Source organism: Bradyrhizobium genomosp. III (assembly GCF_000261705.1).
In the GTDB taxonomy this organism is placed as follows: Bacteria; Pseudomonadota; Alphaproteobacteria; order Rhizobiales; family Xanthobacteraceae; genus Bradyrhizobium; species Bradyrhizobium ottawaense.
Genome location: NZ_AJQF01000170.1, coordinates 60,789 through 75,342 on the forward strand (window position 1 = coordinate 60,789; position 14,554 = coordinate 75,342).

Sequence of the window (14,554 nt, forward strand, 5' to 3'; positions counted from 1 at the left end):
ACTCTCTTTGCGGAAACATGATGGGTTTCGCTGCGCTCTACCCATCCTACGAATTCACGTCCCCTTCGCCATTTTCTCCAGCCGCCGCTGCAGCGGCGCCCAATACGTTGCCGGGCGGAAGCGCTGCAACAGGTCCATGAAGCGCGCGTCGTTGCCGATCAGGATGCGGGGTTCGTTCTTCTCGACACCCCTGATGATGCGCAGCGCAGCGTCCTTCGGCGTGGTCCTTGCCGCGGTCTCGAACCGCTCGATTGATTGCGCGCGGCGGGAATTGTCGGTGACGCCGACCCCGGTGCGGGAGTTGCGCGCGATGGCGGTGGCGACGCCGCCGGGATGCACGACCGACAGCCTGACCGGGCTGCCCGCCACCGCGAGCTCGTGCCGCACGCTCTCGGAGAAGCCGCGCACCGCGAACTTCGCCGCCGCATAGGCCGATTGCCCCGGCGGCGCGATGATGCCGAAGATCGAGGAGAGGTTGACGATATGCGCCTCGGGCCTCGTCTTCAGATGCGGCAGGAAGGCGCGCGTGCCGTGCACCACACCCCAGAAATTGATGTCGAACAGCCAGTCCATCTGCGCCTGGTCGATCTCCTCGAACGAGCCCATCAGCGCGACGCCGGCATTGTTGACGACGATGCCGAGCGCGGGATGCGCGGAGATCGCCTCGTTTGCGAACTGCGCGATGTCGTCGGGTTCGCCGACGTCGATGCGGTGCACGCTGACCTTGCGTCCCGCACCGATCTCGGCCGCGAGCGTCTTCAGCCCGGCCTCGTCACGGTCGGCCAGCGCGAGATCGCAGCCGCGCTGCGCAAGCTCGATCGCCAGCGCCCGGCCGATGCCGCTGGCGGCTCCCGTGATGGCGGCGGCGCCGCGAATCGTGGTCATGATGTTCCCCGTCAACCCCTGATGCGGGAACTATGCTTTACATTTTTTCAGAATGGAACCGAACCGCAGCCGAGTTGGCTCCTTAACTTACGTTACGCGAGCAAGCATTGGGAGACGCCGATGGGACAAGCACAACCATTTCGCGCGACTGCGCTGATCGTCGAGGACGACGTCATGCAGCGGGAGATGCTCAGCCTGCTGCTGGAGGAGAGCGGCTACCAGGTCATCCAGTGCGAAAGCGCCGAGGCCGCCGAGCGCGTCCTCGACAAGAGCGCCGGCGCGCTCTGCCTGATGATGACCGACGTCCAGCTCGCGGGGCGCATGACCGGCGTCGAACTCGCGCACGTCGCCAAGGACCGCAATCCCAAGCTCGACGTCGTCGTCACCTCCGGCCGTCCGTTGAGGCAGCCCTTGCCCGACGGCGCAAAGTTCTGGGCCAAACCCTGGGCGCCACTCGACGTGCTGCGCGAAGCCGAGCTCGCGCAACTGGCTTGAGCGAGGGTTTCACTATCAAATCCGTCATCCTGAGGCGCGAGTGATGGGGCGCTCGGCGCCCCATCGGGAGCCTCGAGGGATGCACGGCCGAGATGCAGCCGGCCGTCGTCCTTCGAGGCTCGCCGAAGAGGCGAGCACCTCCAGCGACAACGGCTCCGCCGTTGCGCGGGGGTGACGGATGAGAACCTGAAGGCCCAAGGCCCGACTTTCCCGCCGTGATGCCGGGTGATAGCGTCGGCCCATGTCCTGGTCCTTCCTGCTCACCTCGCTCATCGTCGTCGCTTCCCCCGGCACCGGCGTGCTCTACACGCTGGCTGCGGCGCTGACGCGCGGCTCGCGTGCCAGCCTCGCCGCCGCCTTCGGCTGCACGCTCGGGATCGTGCCGCACATGATGGCGGCGATGCTCGGGCTCGCCGCCGTGCTCCACACCAGCGCGCTCGCCTTTGCCGCGCTGAAATGGGGCGGGGTGCTCTATCTGCTCTACATGTCCTGGCAGGCGCTGCGCGAACAAGGTGCGCTGGCGGTCGAGGGCGAGATCCGCGAGCGTTCGGTCGGCCGTGTGATCGTCACCGGCTTTCTGATCAACATCCTCAATCCGAAGCTGTCGATCTTCTTCCTCGCCTTCCTGCCGCAGTTCATCGCCGCGGACGAAGCCCATGCGCTGGCCCGCATGCTGGAGTTGAGCGGCGCCTTCATGGCGATGACCCTTGCGGTGTTCGTGGTCTACGGCCTCTGCGCCGCCTCGGTGCGCGAGCACGTCATCTCCCGCCCGCGCATCATGGCCTGGCTGCGCCGCAGCTTCGCCGCCGGTTTCGCCGCGCTCGGCGCCAAGCTGGCGTTCGCGGAGAGGTAACTTCTTTCCCTCTCGAAGGTGCGGGAGCGTCCGCGTCTCCAACACTCAGCCAATAAAAAAGCGGGCCTCGCGCCCGCCGCCTTCAAACTCTCTACCCGAAGCCCGGGCGGAGCGAGGCTCCACCCGGGCAAAGAAACAGAAGCCTCGTTACTTCTTCTTCGCCTTCTTGGCCTTCTTCGCCTTCTTCTTCGTCGCCTTCTTCGCTTTCTTAGCCATAGGATCCTCTTAAGGGTTAATGGTGGAACGCGACACGAGGGATGCTCGGCGGAGGGCCAGCCTCGCAACATCCTCGACGACAAACTCAGCAGATTCGCGGGTCTCTGCCCCGCGCTGTCACATCCGTGTCATCGCGTTATCCACAGCTCAGATGCATTTTCGGGTGATTTTGGTGCGCGAATCCGCATCGCGGCGTCGAAGCCGCGTCGTCGCCGACATCCCTAACGATCCGACAACGAAGCGGCGCCGTTCATGAATCCAAAACCAAAGGCGCGTTTTGCCGGATCGCGGTGAGACTCCATTAAGCGCGAGGGCCGCATTCTTCTCCGCAAGAAAACGGGGATGGGTCATGGACGGACGGCTGCCAGGGACGGGGGGCGCGACGCTGCGCATGCCGCGCGCGTCATGCTGAACGTACCGACGCTCTGGACCGTCTTCGTCGTCAACTTCCTGGCGCTCGGCGTGATCTGGGCCTACGTGACGCGCTCCTATCCGAAGTTCGTCGCCGCGCGGTTCTGGATGGCATCGTCCTTCGTCGGCGCGATCGGGGCGATGACGGCCCTGGTCCGCCTGTTCGTCGCCTCTCCCCTCCCGCTTCTGCTCGGCGCGGCCGGCGTCATCGCCGCGAGCTGCCTCGCCGCGATGGGCATTGAGCGCTTCTATGGCCGGCCTGTCTCTTGGCGCCTCATGACGGCTACGGGAGGCTTGAGCCTTGCCGGCGTCGTGGTCTTCATGGTCGGCTTCGAGCACATGCAACTGCGCATGCTCAGCTACACGCTCGGTCAGGCCCTGCCGCTGGTGCTGGCGCTGCGCCTGCTGCTGTCGCCGCCGGAAGGGCGCGTCAGCCCGGGCGCGCGGCTGTCCGGCATCGTCATCCTCACCATCATCGCGATCCTCATTGCCCGCACGATCGGCAATCTGCTCGGGCATGATCTGTCGGCGAAGGCCGGCGGCCAGACCCATGCCGTCATGGTGCTGGGGCTGCTGTTCCTGTCGATGACGCTCAATTTCGGCTTCCTGCTGATGGCGATGGACCGGCTGCGCGGCGAGGTCGCCGATCTCGCGCTGCTCGACGATCTCACAGGCGTCGCCAACCGGCGGCATCTGCTGCAGCGCCTGACCGAGGAATGCGCCCGCTCGGAGCGTAGCGGCGCGCCGTTCTCGCTGCTGGTGATCGATCTCGACGGCTTCAAGACCATCAACGACACCCACGGCCATGCCGCCGGCGATGCCTGCCTGCAGCACTTCACACTGATGGCGCAGACGCGGCTCCGGCCCGGCGACATGCTGGCCCGCACCGGCGGCGACGAGTTCTGCGTCGTGCTGCCGTCCTCGTCCTTGCGCGAGGCCGCCGCGATCGCCCGCCGCGTGCTCGAGGTCTGCCGCCAGGATGCCGAGGCCTGTACCGGCAGCGAGATCCCGATCGCGATCTCGATCGGCGTCGCGCAGTGGGATCGCGGCATCGGAGAATTCCCGGATCGCCTGATGGCCAATGCCGACCACGCCCTCTATGCCGCCAAGAAGAACGGCAAGAACGATTTTGCCGTCTACGATCCGTCGCCGCCGCTCTCGCCTGAGCCGATCGGCCGGGGCGAGACCGCGCGCCATTTCGCCTGAGGCCATGCTAGGTTTGGTCTCTGTTGGACCTGCATGATGATCGCTCGCCTGCTCGCGGCCGCCCTGGCCGTTTTCTTTCTGACCGCCCCCGCCGCTGCCGTGGATGCTGAGCTCGCAAAGCTCGCCCGCGCCTCCGGCACGCCCGACATTCCCGGCCTGAAGATAGTCTGGCTGGCGCCATGGGGTGACGTCCGGAGCGCAAGACCCTGGCGCAACATCATCGTGCACCAGACCGAAGGGCCGGCGGGCTCGGCGCGCGGCGGCGCGCAAGCGCAAGCGAAGACCCCGACGCGGCGCGGCGTCACCGTGTGGGTCGAGACCGACGGCACGGTCTATTGGGCGGTCGCGGAAAACCTGGTGCCGACCCATGGCGACGGCGCCAACCGCAACGACAACAAGTTCATCGACAACCGCGCGACCTATCGCCAGGTCGTGCGCGACAATTCGATCGGCGTCGAGTTCGCCGGCAATTATCCTGATGTCGCGGCCGGCCCCACCGAGGCGCAGGTCGCTGCGTGGCAGATCCTCGTGAAGGTGCTGCGCTCGCGCTACGACATCCCGCTCGAACGCGTCTATGCCCACAACTGGATCGACTACAAGGACGCGCGCTATTGCGAAGGCTGCTGGCTCGCGACCCTGGCGAGGATGTGGGGGGAGTGACGGAGGCGTCACACCGCCTGCGCCATCCAGCCGAAGAACCGTCGCATCAATCCCGGCCGCTCCGGCAATTCGGGCGGTCCATCTGCCGCCAGCACGCGTTTGAAGAAGTAATCCAAAAACACCATGTCGTTCGGCTCGGTGACGGTGAAATTCTCCTCGCCGAAGAACACGCTGTAACTGAAGAAGAACGGACCCATGAGCGGGATGGTCGCTGTGCCCGCATAATCCTTCGATATCACGAACTCGGACGGCTCCAGCCCGCGCTCGCGCATCGCCTGCTCGACCAGCGGCAGCTTGCGCATGAACTGGGCTGAGAAGCCGCCGACGGTGGATTGTAGGATGATCGACATGGTGATCGTCCAATCGATGCTGTCGGTCCGATCATTCTGGGTCGGATGACCGGCGAGGCCGGTTCAAGATGACTGGCCCCGCGCCTCCGCGAACATGCTGGACATCACACGCAAAAAAGCCGGCGTTGCCGCCGGCTTTCTGTCTTTTCGATCCGCCAATTTCTCGCCGCGGCGAAGCCCGCTTAGTGCGCGGCTTCCAGCGCGGCCTGTTCGGCCCTTGCGATCGTGCCCTTGACCGCGGACTGCACCTTCTCGAAGGCGCGGACCTCGATCTGGCGGACGCGCTCGCGCGACACGCCGAACTCGGCAGCGAGGTCTTCCAGCGTCATCGGCTCATCGGCGAGGCGGCGAGCCTCGAAGATGCGGCGTTCGCGCGGGTTGAGCACGCCCATGGCGCCGTTCAGCGCGTCACGGCGTTCGTCATACTCCTCGTGCTCGGCCAGCATGGCTTCCTGGTTGGGCGTATTGTCGACCAGCCAGTCCTGCCATTCGCCGGCTTCGCCGTCGTCGCGGATCGGTGCGTTGAGCGACGCGTCGCCACCGAGGCGGCGGTTCATGTCGATCACGTCCTGATCGGTGACGCCGAGGCGCTTGGCAATGATCTTCACCTGGTCGGGGCGCAGATCGCCCTCGTCCAGCGCGTTGATCTTGCTCTTCGCCTTGCGCAGGTTGAAGAACAGCTTCTTCTGGTTCGCGGTGGTGCCCATCTTCACGAGCGACCAGGAACGCAGAATGTACTCTTGAATCGACGCCTTGATCCACCACATGGCGTAGGTGGCGAGACGGAACCCCTTCTCGGGTTCGAAACGTTTCACCGCCTGCATCAGGCCGACATTGCCTTCCGAGACGACCTGGGAGATCGGCAGGCCGTAGCCGCGATAGCCCATGGCGATCTTGGCCACGAGCCGGAGATGGCTGGTGACGAGTTGGTGCGCCGCGTCGCGATCGTCATGCTCGCGCCAACGCTTGGCGAGCATGTATTCCTGCTGGGGTTCCAGCATCGGGAACTTGCGGATCTCGGCGAGGTAACGGGAAAGGCCGGATTCTCCATTGAGGACCGGCAAAGCAGCGGTACGGGCCATACTGAAGCCCTCCAAAGGTTCAGGCCCCCGATAGCGGCGGGCCAGGCAGACGACCGCTGTGTTAAAGCCGGCCGTAGCTGCGATGTTCCGTTGGTCATTTCCAACGCACGCGCAATATACCCCATGGGGGGCCAAAAAGGGAAGGATTGCTGACGTCACGACCCCGTGTGGCAGCTATAACTTTTTGTAATGTAACGCTTTTCTTAAAGGGCCTGCGTCATACCGCCGCTTTCAGGGAGCCTTGGAGGAGAAGCAAATCCTCCGGCAAAGCCGCCTCCCAGTGGAGTAATTCTCCGGTCCTCGGGTGCTCCAATACCAGCAAATACGCATGCAGGGCCTGCCGCCCAAGCGCGGTCAGCGCGACCTGCGACTCGGGACCGAGCTGGTTCGCCTTGGTCTTGAAATGCGGGCCATAGACCGCATCGCCCATCAGGGGATGACCGATATGGGCGAGGTGGACGCGGATCTGGTGGGTGCGCCCGGTCTCGAGCTCGCAGGCCAGCAGCGTCGCGATCGGCTTGCCGTCGCGCCCGTTAAAACTTTCCAGGATCTCCCAATGCGTCACCGCCTCGCGGCCGCCCTGGCGCACCGCCATCTTCTCGCGCGCATGCGGATGGCGGTCGATCGGCGCGTCGACGGTGCCGCGATGGCGGCCAGGGACGCCCCAGGCAAAGGCCATGTAGCCGCGGCGCATCGCACCGGTGCGGCCGTGGTCGGCGAATTGCGCGGTCAGCGAGGCATGGGCGAGGTCGTTCTTGGCGACCACCATCAGCCCCGTCGTGTCCTTGTCGAGCCGGTGCACGATGCCGGGCCGGCGCACCCCGCCGATGCCCGACAGCGAAGAGCCGCAATGGGCGATCAGCGCGTTCACCAGCGTGCCGGTCTCGTGGCCGGCCGCGGGGTGCACGACCAGGCCCTTCGGCTTGTTGATGACGATGATATCGTCGTCCTCGAACACGATATCGAGGGCGATATCCTCCCCCTTCGGCTCCGGTGGGGCCGCTTCCGGCACGTCGATTATGATCGTATCCCCGGATGTGACGTGATAAGCGGGGTCGCGGACCGCGGAGGCCTTCAGGCTCACCGCGCCCGCCAGGATCAGGGCTTTCAGCCTCGATCGCGACAGGTCGGTGAGGTGGGCCGCCAGCACGCGGTCGAGCCGGGTCGAGCCCTCGTTGCCGGCGACGACAACCTCCAACCTTTGCGCAGAGCCAGAATTTTCCATGACGACGACTGATACCGCTGTTCCCGAACCGAGCCCCGAGCAGGCCGCGCTGTTCGCGCGGGTGCGGCGGATGATGCTGATCGCGGGGTTGACCACGGCGCTGGCGATCTGCGCCGTGCTGATCGCGGTGGGCTACCGCCTTTTCAAGTCCGAGGGAAGGGCGGCCGAGGCGCCCAGTGACGTCACCGCCATCCTGCCGAAGGGCGCCAAAATCGTCTCGACCGGCCTCGCCGGCGACCGCCTCGTGGTCACCCTGGATGTGGGGGGCGTGATAGAGATCCGCGCCTTCGACGCCCACACGCTCAAGCCGGCCGGACGACTGAAATTCGCCAATGAGCCGTAAAAGGCTCCTCGGGGTCCTTGCGGCGGACAAATTTCGAGGCTATTGGCTAGCCCTCACGCTCCCTTCGTCTAGCGGTTAGGACGCGGCCCTCTCAAGGCTGAAACAGGGGTTCGATTCCCCTAGGGAGCGCCAAATCCGCGATATTCCTCGACTTTTTGCTGCGCCCCCATCCGACGGCGGCCCTGTCCGGCCGCGCGATCTCGCTTGGTCATAGGTTGCGCGCCGCAGCGTTGACGCTGATGCTGATGAAGCGATCGAGTGAACCCGCCCTCACATTCACTCCGGCGCAAAGTAAGCCACATCGCGCCGTCGCTTCCGTGCCGCGCGATGGTTGCATGACGAGCGCACGGCTCGGGCTCCCCTCAGCGCCTGTTTGAGTGGCGATCGCGAGAAGAGTCTTGGCCGCAACCCTTGGCCGCAAGTCCTGGCCATAAGTCCTGGCCGCAAGTTCAGTGATGCGCCGAAATGCTCCTGACGGTCTCGGTGAGCATATCACCGGACGTGGAATGGCCGACGTCGCCCAGGCTGATGATGCCGACCATCCGCTTGCTCTTGTTGATCACCGGCAGCCTGCGGACCTGCAGCTTCTCCATGTGATGCATCGCCTTGGCGAGGTCATCGTCCTCGCGGCAGCAATGGATGCCCTCGGTCATCACGTCGCGCGCCGTCGCGCGGCCGGCATCGAAGCTGTGGCTCGCGAGCCCTTTGCAGACGATATCACGGTCGGTCACCATTCCGACCAGCTTGTCATCCTCGCCAATCGGAATGCAGCCGATGTCATGCGCCCGCATCAGTTTGGCAAGCTCGGTGATTGGGGTGTTGGGGCTGACCCAGTCGACACCCTTGTGCATCACGTCTTTGACTTTCATGGCGAGCCTCCGTTCGTGGGTTTCAAGTGCGTTGATGCAATGCAACGGCACCCCCAATCTTCCGAACTCCGACCAGACAAGCGCAGAGACTCTCGCCGCCACCCTGCGGAACAGTATGGCGGCGACCTCGCGGCCAGAGTTCCCGCCCAAGATCGCAACGGCAATGGGCGGTCTAATCCTCAGTCATGCGCGCTGAAGCGCCCATGCGGTGCGTTGGCCGTCAGGCGCGCAAACTGCGCGTGACCCATATGGAGCAGCGTCTCATGATCGCCGGCTTCCATATAGATGTCTGGCTGTGCCTCGATGCTGTCGTCGACGATCATTTCCAATCCGTAGCATTTGCCGACGGCGGGAACCGCACCGTGTGCACAGTCGCTGAACAGCCGATTGACCTCGGTTTCATTGGCCATGTGGACATTGTCGCCGAGGCTTGTCCTCAGGTCCGAGAGGCGGAGGTGATGCGATGCGGGCAAGATGGCCAGCATGTATCCGCCGTCGCGCCGCAACACGATGCCCTTGGCGAGGCGGTCCCCCGAGATATGGCATGCCTCGGCCGTTCGAGCCGACGTCATGCTGAGTTCGTGCGGGATCACCTCGTACTGGATGTTCTCAGCGGCGAGGTATTTCTGGAGCGTGGGAGCAACGGCCATGGCATCACCTCCGATGCGGAATGCAAACCATCCACCGTGAGGTCGACCCTGCAGACTCTCGCCATACGATGGGCGGCTGCCTGACTAGAGACTCAACATAGGTCTTCCATCCGCAAGCTGCAAATCATCATCAGATAGTCGGATAATCGCCTCCTCTTTCGAACCGGCTCTTGCTGCGCTCCGTTTGGGCACCAGGTCTCGCCGAAGTTGTATAGCAATTTCAATTACATAAGAGTTCGCGATGTCCTGAGCGGCGCGCCGGACAAATCCTAAGCCATTGAAAACCTGCACACTCTGGGCAACCATGTGAGCCTGGAGAGACCGCTCTGCTACGCACGTAGCCTCACAGGATGGTCCGCAATGGCGACTTCGGGTCACATGCAGCGCGCTTCGCGAACATCCGCTCCCATCGTCACGCCGGATGCTCAAATCAACCTCGCGGTCGCAGCATGGCAATCCTGATCCCCAGTCTGGGCTTCGCGCGCTTCGACAGCCGTGGAGAGCTACGACTCGCGGAACGGCTCAAGGACTTCCTCGAAGAGAACGCCGTCGTTTGGCACAACCTCCCTGTTGGCCCTCTCAACCGGCATCCGGATTTCATTATCGTTCATCCCGCGAGCGGCCTGCTCGTGCTCGAGGTGAAAGACTGGCGGCTGGAGACGATCGTTTCGGCGGACAAGACCAAGGTCGAGTTGCTGACAAGTCGTGGTGTCGTACGGGAGACCAATCCCCTCGAGCAGGCTCGCAAATATACGTTCGAGGTCGTGCGCACCTTGGAGCGCGATGGGCAATTGCTGTTTCCGCCCGGTCATCGCTACATGGGCCGATCCCTTCTTTCGTTCGGCTTCGGGGCCGTGTTCACGAATATCACGCGCAAGCAGTTCGACCAGACCAATCTCAAGGATGTCTTCGTCGAGCATTTATGTGTGTTCAAGGATGAAATGACGGAGGGCGCCGATCCCGAAGAATTCCGGTCGAGATTGTGGCGCATGGTTTATCCGCGTCTCGGAGAACCTCTATCGATGCCGCAGTTCGACCGGCTGCGTGCGCTGCTCTTTCCAGAAATACGCATACGACAGATTGCCCTGCCTCTGGACGACGCGACTGGGGTCGATCCTGCGGACCGGACGCTTGCGGTCATGGATATGCATCAGGAGCAGTTCGCGCGCAGTCTGGGAGAGGGGCATCGGATCATTCGCGGCGTCGCCGGATCGGGCAAGACGCTGATCCTGGCCTTCCGGGCCGAGTATCTGGCGCGCGCGGCGTCAAAGCCGGTGCTCATCCTGTGCTACGCCAATGGCATCGCCGGGCGGCTTGAGGATGCCATGCAGAGCCGGGGCGTAGAGAACCGCGTTCAGGTTCTTACCTTTCATTCCTGGTGCTACCGGATGCTGCGGACGTATGGGATTCCCGCCCCATCAGAGCGAGACTATCCTGACTACGCAAAGCGACTGGCTGCGAGCGTTTCAGAGGTCGTGAAGGCTGTAGATGAAGGCCATATCCCGGCGGAGCAGTACGACGCTGTCCTGATTGACGAGGCCCACGACTTCGAGCCGCAATGGCTCGCGCTTGCGGCCAAGATGGTGAACCCGCGCACCAAGGCGTTGATGGTCGTCTACGACGACATCCAGGCCATCTACAAAGGACGTGAACGCCCGGTGTGGAGTCAGCTCGGCATCGAAGCCAAGGGCAGAACGACCGTGTTGAAAGTCAACTACCGCAACACGGCGCAAATCGTCGCCTTCGCGAGACGCTTCGCTGCAGACGTCATTGGCGCTCCGGGCATCACGGCCGACGATGAGCACGCCATCCTGTTGCCCGAAGATGCGGGTCGGCAAGGACTGGAGCCGGACGTTCGGCGGTGCGTGAGCGTCGACGCAGAAGCTCACTGCGTCGCCGAATGGTTTCTCGATCGGAAAAAGGCCGGGTACGAGTGGTCGCAGATGGCGTGTCTCTATCCGGAGCACTGGATCGGCGGGCGGGTCGCGCAGATACTCGCCACGCATGGCGTGCCGATCGATATGGCCAAAGACAATCGCAACAGAGTCTCGATCAAGCGGGTGGCCGTGCGGTTCTTGAGCATGCACAGTGCGAAGGGGCTGGAGTTTCCCCGCGTCGCCATCGCTGGCCTGGGCTTGCTCGGCCGTCACGGTGAGACCGTCGAGGGAATGCGTCCGATTGACCTATGTCGGGGTGACCCGGGCGACTCACGAGGCGCTCCTGACCTATTCGAGCGAGTCCGCCTTGGTGCAGCGTTTGATTGCGTAGACTGGCACAGCCGCTCCCTCACGCCGTCGTGCCGTCGATCGAGCGGCGGATCACCTTCTGCACTTCCCCATTCGACAGGAACAGGTCGTGGTTGATGATGCCCAGCCTTCCTGGGAGGCATCGACCACGCGCACGCCGAGCCGGGCGATGGCGGCTTTCTCGGCGGCGCCGACCCGCGTCATTCCGCCTGCGATCGATGTCGATGTCGGGCGCAATTATGGTGACAGTGCACTCAATTCGCTCCATCGTCGCTACTCGATAGCGGAGAGCTGGCTCATTATGGAAATCCAATTGAGTACACTGTCACTTGTAATTCTGATGATTGCGCGAAGGCGAGACAGACCATCTCGCCTCCCATGGAAATGCAATCAGTGGCAGCTGCTGCATTCGCAGCTTCGACTAGCGGTGAATTGAGTGCCCCGTCACCCCGATAGCGAATTCCTCGTCGCGCGAAGTATCTCGTCCGACAGCTTGGGATCGTTCACCGCCCGGGCGAGGACCAAGGCCCCGACCAGGGAGGCGGTGGCGGCGAGCGCCTTGTCCCTACTCTGCCGTGGCTTCAGCGTGGAGGCCATTCGGCCGCTCAGGAAAGCGATCGCGCCCCGCACGCCGGCCGTGAAGCGCTCTCTCACGCCGCGGCTCTGGCGCGACATCTCGCAAGCCAGGGCGGCAAAGGGGCAGCCGCTTGCCGGATCGTCGCGATGGGCCGGCGAGAGGTAGTCCGAAACGTAATCGTCGAGAGCAAAGGCCTCGGGCAATTCCTGCGCCTTGGCCGCGATCGCGTAGGCCACCGCTTCTTCGACGAGCCGTTCCTTGGAACCGAACTGACTGTACAGGCTGCCGTGTGTCATCCCGGCCGCCTCGGCAAGAGCATCGACACCCACGCCGGAGATGCCGCGCTCGCGCATCAGGCGGGAGGCGGTATCGAGGATGCGCTCGCGATTCTTCGCCGCCTGTTCTTTTGAAACGCGCATGTTCGCTGGTCCTCAATCACGGGGCTTGACAATTATAATTACGGTCGTCATGTATATCAATAGTTACGATCGTAATCAAAATGTTTCTAGCCGAGTGGTGGCGCCGGAGAGGCTTATGAACAGGATTGAACCGAAGATCGCGCTGGTGACCGGCGCCTCGTCAGGAATCGGACAGGCCACGGCGGAGCGGCTTGCGAACGCCGGCTATAACGTGTTTGGCACCAGCAGGCGGGGCACACAGGCTGGCAAGCATCCGTTCGAGATGCTGTCACTCGACGTGACCAGCGATGCATCGGTAGAAGCAGCCGTCAGCGAAGTGATACGGCGCGAGGGCCGCATCGACCTGCTCGTGAACAATGCCGGCTTTGGTGTTGCCCCTGCGGGGGCGGAAGAGAGCTCGATGGATCAGGCACGAGCGATCTTCGACACGAACTTCTTCGGGCTGATCCGGATGACGCGGGCCGTCGTGCCACACATGCGACGCCAGGGGAGTGGCCGCATCATCAACATCGGCTCTGTGCTTGGCTTTCTACCGATGCCGTATGGCGCGCTCTATGCCGCAACCAAGCACGCGGTGGCCGGCTACTCGGAGTCGCTCGACCATGAACTGCGCACGAGAGGCATTCGGGTCTCGGTGATTGAGCCCGCGTACACCAAGACGCCGTTCGACGCGAACTTCCTGGAGCCCGATGCCAAGCTCGATGAATATCGCGAGGCGCGCGCGGGCGTGACCAAGAGGGTGAACGAGGTGATGGCAACGGCCGAACAGCCGGCCGTAGTGGCCGAGACCGTGCTGAAGGCGGCGAGCGCGATGCGGCCGCAAGTCCGGTACGCGGCTGGCAGCCTCGCGAAGCGACTGCGATTCTTGCGGCGATTTGCGCCAGTCGGCTTGGTGGATGCCGGCATACGAAAAGACCTGCGTCTTGATGTGCGGGCGTCGCAGTCCGCCCGCACCGCCCGGGCCTTCTGACCGCAACAACCGGCGTACGCGCGGCCACTTGCCACCGCGACTGCAAGGAACCTTCGGACCGAGAGGGAAGATGAAAGCTCTTGTCTTCAAACGTTACGGCAAGCCGAATCAGGTCGCATTGGCTGAAATTCCCCGGCCGACGCCCAAGCCGAACGAAATTCTGGTCCAGGTTCACGCCGCGGGCTTGAACCCGATCGACAACATGATTCCGAAAGGAACATTCAAGCCCATCCTCAAGTTTCAGCTGCCGGCAACGCTGGGCAGTGATCTTGCGGGCGTCGTCGTCGATGTCGGAAGCAGCGTGACCCGCTTCAAGCCGGGCGATGCCGTCTTCGCCAGCATCTTCGATTTCGGAACCGGTGCTCTCGCCGAATTCGCGCGCGTGCCGGAGCATGCCGCCGCGCTCAAGCCGCCAAACCTGGACTTCGTGCAGGCGGCCTCGATCCCGATGGTCGGCCTGACATCGTGGCAGGCGCTCAAGGAGCGCATGCGTCTCAAGCCCCATCAGAAGGTGTTCATCCCCGCGGGCGCCGGCGGGATCGGCACCTTTGCGATCCAGCTCGCGACATATCTCGGAGCCCGGGTGGGAACGACGACCAGCACAGGAAATGTCGATCTGGTGCGCAGCCTCGGGGCTGACGAGGTGGTCGACTACAAGACACAGCAATTCGAGGACGTGCTGCGGGACTACGACGCCGTGCTAGGCACGGTCAGGGGCGATGCGCTCGAAAAATCGCTTCGGATCCTGAAGCCGGGAAGCACGATAGCTTCGCTCATCGGGCCACCGGACGCCGCGTTCGCGCGCGCCCGAGGGATGAACTTCTTCATGGTGTTCCTGTTCGGATTGCTGAGCCGCAAGATCATTCGCCATGCCGGCAAGATTGGCGCGGAATATTCATTCCTGTTCGTGCATCCCGACGGTAGCCAACTCGCCGAGATCGGCGAGCTTCTCAAGGCCGAGCGCATCCGGCCGGTGATCGACAAGGTATTTCCGTTCGAACAGGCGAAGGCGGCGCTGGCGTATCTCGAAAAGGGGCGAGCCAAGGGGAAGGTCGTAGTCCAGATGAGGTCAAGCGCCAATTCTGGCTAACAAAACG

At 63.6% G+C, this 14,554-nt stretch carries 15 protein-coding genes, 1 tRNA gene and 1 pseudogene; 9 read left to right on the forward strand and 8 right to left on the reverse strand.

Annotated elements, in window-relative coordinates:
- Positions 1–54: 54 nt before the first annotated feature.
- Positions 55–885, reverse strand: a complete 831-nt coding sequence (locus IC66_RS0115085; RefSeq protein ID WP_038948167.1) for an SDR family NAD(P)-dependent oxidoreductase — start codon at positions 883–885, stop codon at positions 55–57.
- Between the two features lie 120 nt (positions 886–1,005).
- Between IC66_RS0115085 and IC66_RS0115090 the strand changes: the two genes are divergently transcribed.
- The 4 genes from IC66_RS0115090 to IC66_RS0115105 all read left to right on the forward strand — a co-directional run bounded on the left by IC66_RS0115090 (position 1,006) and on the right by IC66_RS0115105 (position 4,726).
- Positions 1,006–1,380 (forward strand): response regulator, encoded by a 375-nt coding sequence (locus tag IC66_RS0115090; RefSeq protein WP_028140464.1) that lies wholly within the window; start codon positions 1,006–1,008, stop codon positions 1,378–1,380.
- Between the two features lie 241 nt (positions 1,381–1,621).
- Positions 1,622–2,233, forward strand: a complete 612-nt coding sequence (locus IC66_RS0115095) for a LysE family translocator (protein ID WP_038948168.1) — start codon at positions 1,622–1,624, stop codon at positions 2,231–2,233.
- 621 nt (positions 2,234–2,854) lie between these two features.
- Entirely contained in the window at positions 2,855–4,066 is a 1,212-nt protein-coding gene (locus IC66_RS0115100; protein ID WP_038948169.1) for a GGDEF domain-containing protein, read from the forward strand.
- A gap of 33 nt (positions 4,067–4,099) precedes the next feature.
- Entirely contained in the window at positions 4,100–4,726 is a 627-nt protein-coding gene (locus tag IC66_RS0115105; RefSeq protein ID WP_038948170.1) for a peptidoglycan recognition protein family protein, read from the forward strand.
- An 8-nt stretch (positions 4,727–4,734) separates the two neighbouring features.
- Here IC66_RS0115105 and IC66_RS0115110 read toward each other — a convergent pair whose 3' ends face one another.
- The 3 genes from IC66_RS0115110 to IC66_RS0115120 form a co-directional block, all read right to left on the reverse strand.
- Positions 4,735–5,076, reverse strand: coding sequence for a hypothetical protein (locus IC66_RS0115110; RefSeq protein ID WP_038948171.1), 342 nt, complete (start codon positions 5,074–5,076; stop codon positions 4,735–4,737).
- A gap of 182 nt (positions 5,077–5,258) precedes the next feature.
- Positions 5,259–6,158, reverse strand: a complete 900-nt coding sequence (rpoH, locus tag IC66_RS0115115; RefSeq protein WP_038948172.1) for an RNA polymerase sigma factor RpoH — start codon at positions 6,156–6,158, stop codon at positions 5,259–5,261.
- Positions 6,159–6,375: 217 nt separating this feature from the next.
- Complete coding sequence (locus tag IC66_RS0115120; RefSeq protein ID WP_038948174.1) at positions 6,376–7,383, reverse strand: RluA family pseudouridine synthase; 1,008 nt, start codon at positions 7,381–7,383, stop codon at positions 6,376–6,378.
- Here IC66_RS0115120 and IC66_RS0115125 point away from each other — a divergent pair.
- Positions 7,382–7,726 carry a hypothetical protein gene (locus tag IC66_RS0115125; RefSeq protein WP_038948175.1) on the forward strand — a complete coding sequence of 115 codons (345 nt, stop codon included), beginning with the start codon at positions 7,382–7,384 and terminating at the stop codon, positions 7,724–7,726. The two genes, IC66_RS0115120 and IC66_RS0115125, sit on opposite strands and share 2 nt — an antisense overlap.
- Before the next feature lie 57 nt (positions 7,727–7,783).
- Positions 7,784–7,858 (forward strand) — tRNA-Glu (locus IC66_RS0115130).
- Positions 7,859–8,175: 317 nt separating this feature from the next.
- Here IC66_RS0115130 and IC66_RS0115135 read toward each other — a convergent pair.
- Together IC66_RS0115135 and IC66_RS0115140 are read right to left on the reverse strand one after the other, a co-directional pair.
- Positions 8,176–8,595, reverse strand: coding sequence for a CBS domain-containing protein (locus IC66_RS0115135; protein ID WP_038948176.1), 420 nt, complete (start codon positions 8,593–8,595; stop codon positions 8,176–8,178).
- Between the two features lie 179 nt (positions 8,596–8,774).
- Positions 8,775–9,245: an aminoacyl-tRNA deacylase gene (locus tag IC66_RS0115140; RefSeq protein ID WP_038948177.1), complete on the reverse strand. Its 471-nt coding sequence runs from the start codon at positions 9,243–9,245 to the stop codon at positions 8,775–8,777.
- 449 nt (positions 9,246–9,694) lie between these two features.
- On the opposite strand from IC66_RS0115140, the gene IC66_RS0115145 reads away from it, so the two are divergent.
- Positions 9,695–11,608, forward strand: a complete 1,914-nt coding sequence (locus IC66_RS0115145) for a DEAD/DEAH box helicase (protein ID WP_202948578.1) — start codon at positions 9,695–9,697, stop codon at positions 11,606–11,608.
- Here the strand turns inward: IC66_RS0115145 and IC66_RS49200 are convergent.
- Positions 11,532–11,716: pseudogene (locus tag IC66_RS49200) on the reverse strand (hypothetical protein); the annotation flags it as partial. The gene IC66_RS0115145 and the pseudogene IC66_RS49200 sit on opposite strands and share 77 nt — an antisense overlap.
- A gap of 219 nt (positions 11,717–11,935) precedes the next feature.
- Positions 11,936–12,487 carry a TetR/AcrR family transcriptional regulator gene (locus tag IC66_RS0115150; RefSeq protein WP_028140454.1) on the reverse strand — a complete coding sequence of 184 codons (552 nt, stop codon included), beginning with the start codon at positions 12,485–12,487 and terminating at the stop codon, positions 11,936–11,938.
- Positions 12,488–12,602: 115 nt separating this feature from the next.
- Here IC66_RS0115150 and IC66_RS0115155 point away from each other — a divergent pair, with 115 nt between their 5' ends.
- Positions 12,603–13,457 carry an oxidoreductase gene (locus tag IC66_RS0115155; protein ID WP_028140453.1) on the forward strand — a complete coding sequence of 285 codons (855 nt, stop codon included), beginning with the start codon at positions 12,603–12,605 and terminating at the stop codon, positions 13,455–13,457.
- A 70-nt stretch (positions 13,458–13,527) separates the two neighbouring features.
- The gene (locus IC66_RS0115160) at positions 13,528–14,547 is read left to right on the forward strand and encodes an NADP-dependent oxidoreductase (protein ID WP_038948178.1); all 1,020 of its coding nucleotides are present in this window, start codon (positions 13,528–13,530) and stop codon (positions 14,545–14,547) included.
- The last annotated feature ends 7 nt before the right edge of the window (positions 14,548–14,554 follow it).

Coding starts and splice junctions, on each gene's coding strand:
- IC66_RS0115140 (WP_038948177.1), bottom strand. CDS start 9,245: ATGGCCGTTGCTCCCACGCTCCAGAAATACCTCGCCGCTGAGAACATC.
- IC66_RS0115120 (WP_038948174.1), bottom strand. CDS start 7,383: ATGGAAAATTCTGGCTCTGCGCAAAGGTTGGAGGTTGTCGTCGCCGGC.
- IC66_RS0115150 (WP_028140454.1), bottom strand. CDS start 12,487: ATGCGCGTTTCAAAAGAACAGGCGGCGAAGAATCGCGAGCGCATCCTC.
- IC66_RS0115090 (WP_028140464.1), top strand. CDS start 1,006: ATGGGACAAGCACAACCATTTCGCGCGACTGCGCTGATCGTCGAGGAC.
- rpoH (WP_038948172.1), bottom strand. CDS start 6,158: ATGGCCCGTACCGCTGCTTTGCCGGTCCTCAATGGAGAATCCGGCCTT.
- IC66_RS0115145 (WP_202948578.1), top strand. CDS start 9,695: ATGGCAATCCTGATCCCCAGTCTGGGCTTCGCGCGCTTCGACAGCCGT.
- IC66_RS0115110 (WP_038948171.1), bottom strand. CDS start 5,076: ATGTCGATCATCCTACAATCCACCGTCGGCGGCTTCTCAGCCCAGTTC.
- IC66_RS0115135 (WP_038948176.1), bottom strand. CDS start 8,595: ATGAAAGTCAAAGACGTGATGCACAAGGGTGTCGACTGGGTCAGCCCC.
- IC66_RS0115085 (WP_038948167.1), bottom strand. CDS start 885: ATGACCACGATTCGCGGCGCCGCCGCCATCACGGGAGCCGCCAGCGGC.
- IC66_RS0115125 (WP_038948175.1), top strand. CDS start 7,382: ATGACGACGACTGATACCGCTGTTCCCGAACCGAGCCCCGAGCAGGCC.
- IC66_RS0115100 (WP_038948169.1), top strand. CDS start 2,855: ATGCTGAACGTACCGACGCTCTGGACCGTCTTCGTCGTCAACTTCCTG.
- IC66_RS0115105 (WP_038948170.1), top strand. CDS start 4,100: ATGATGATCGCTCGCCTGCTCGCGGCCGCCCTGGCCGTTTTCTTTCTG.
- IC66_RS0115095 (WP_038948168.1), top strand. CDS start 1,622: ATGTCCTGGTCCTTCCTGCTCACCTCGCTCATCGTCGTCGCTTCCCCC.
- IC66_RS0115160 (WP_038948178.1), top strand. CDS start 13,528: ATGAAAGCTCTTGTCTTCAAACGTTACGGCAAGCCGAATCAGGTCGCA.
- IC66_RS0115155 (WP_028140453.1), top strand. CDS start 12,603: ATGAACAGGATTGAACCGAAGATCGCGCTGGTGACCGGCGCCTCGTCA.